This window comes from Flavobacteriales bacterium (genome assembly GCA_013214975.1).
GTDB lineage: Bacteria > Bacteroidota > Bacteroidia > DT-38 > DT-38 > DT-38.
In genome coordinates this window covers 1-1720 of record JABSPR010000350.1, presented here as the reverse complement: position 1 = coordinate 1720, position 1720 = coordinate 1, and the positions used below count along the sequence as shown (strand labels likewise).

2 protein-coding genes are annotated in these 1720 nt (G+C 37.5%); one reads left to right on the top strand and one right to left on the bottom strand.

What is annotated here, in order from left to right:
* Nucleotides 1-654 (top strand): OmpA family protein (locus HRT72_11355; GenBank protein NQY68300.1); only part of this gene is annotated, 654 nt, incomplete at its 5' end.
* A 157-nt stretch (nucleotides 655-811) separates the two neighbouring features.
* Here the strand turns inward: HRT72_11355 and HRT72_11350 are convergent.
* Nucleotides 812-1504: a hypothetical protein gene (locus HRT72_11350; protein NQY68299.1), complete on the bottom strand. Its 693-nt coding sequence runs from the start codon at nucleotides 1502-1504 to the stop codon at nucleotides 812-814.
* Nucleotides 1505-1720: the final 216 nt, after the last annotated feature.

Sequence of the window (1720 nt, the reverse complement as noted above, 5' to 3'; positions counted from 1 at the left end):
GATGCAGATGGTGATGGAATCAATAATTCGAGAGATTTTTGCGCACTCACTAAAGAAGACCGCGATGGATTTCAAGATAATGATGGTTGTCCTGAAAAAGATAATGACAATGACAGAATTGTGGATACAAGAGATAAGTGGCCACTACAACCCGAAGATTGGGATGGTTATATGGATAATGACGGCTGTCCTGAAATAGGCTGGGGAAAGTGCGGTGCAGGGTCTAACGGCCCAGACTGCCCCCTTCCAATCAAACCAACAGTTATTTGGGACACCTTATTTATAAAGCAAGCCCCGGATACCGTGGTAATAAAACCACTCAATTCTAGCCCAGATTTGGTTTTATTTTTCAGAAATAACAAATGGGAAGGTGAACCTCCTGACTCGATCGAATTGGCTGCTTTTATTGATCAAGTTCAAAACGGTGACATTAATAAATTGCGGATTGACGCCCATACAGATAATACTGGATCTGCCGAATACAATCAGAGACTATCAGAAAAACGGGCTATTTGGGTAATAGATTTTCTCAAAGCATCAGGCCTTTCAGAGGCCGTCAGTGGTAGAGGTTTAGGTATGTTCAGCCCCCTAAATCTGAACGCTACAGAATTAGAAAAAGCAGATAATAGACGAGTTGAAATATGGTTGGAATAAAGTAAGACAAAAGAAAAATGTGGGTACATAGGTCATTCAGCTTCACATTGATTTTAGGATTCGGAATTGACCTTTAGGAATGGCCCTTTAGGAATGGCCCCCCAATATTTGGAATGATTCCTATTTAATAGCTTACTCCCCTGATCTTTACGCTATATTAGCTCTTAAAAATATATTCAATATCTTTTAAAGAATCTTCAATCACTATAGGAAATAACATGGCAAAAATATCTAATAAGACAATGGCGTTAATAATTGCATCATGAGCACCAGAGGCCCTAATCCGTTTGGAGATACCGTGATTGACTTTACTTATTTCGTTGTAGTGACTCTTTAATTGATTGAAATTAAATTTATCAAGAGACCCATTTTGTAATTGGAAATACTGAGACAACAAAAAAGACCCTGTTGTTCGAAATAGGGTTTCTTCTTCGGTGGCGAGAGGAAAATGAAAATGTGCCATAGGTTTTAAAAAGTCTGTATGGGGACACCCGCTAGTAGCAATTAATAATCCCATTAAGGAGCTAATAGCGTTTTGGGCGTCCGTTCTCTGCCTTATTTCTTTATCACCGATTGTGACTATGAGGTATACCTTGCTGTATGAATTTATGCGAGTAAATTTTTCAATAACCCCAGAAATATTTATTGCCAAAGGACAATGAGAATAGTCATCGCTACTCAATGGACAATTTTCACATTTGTTAAGTTCAAGAGCGGTCCATTCTGGGTAAGAAACTCTATCAATGTTCGTTAGTATCTGGTTTTGTAAATCAAGTTCAACTTGATAAACTTCACTTGAATCATCTTCAAATAAAAACTCGTATCTAATTAATTTTGATTTTAGTGTCATATTATTAGGAGGGTACTCGTTGACCATGGTTAGCTAGAAAGTCTGGTCCTCACATAACTAGACTAGTGTTGTTAAAATTTTTATGAATTAAAAATAACTTTTCAGGGTTTATAGTATCTACACTTCTCTTAATCGTCATCATCTTAGTCACTCTTCTTCTTTATGATGTTGGTCACATGGTTCCTTTTCTTTTATTGGCTCAGGCTCAGGCTCAGG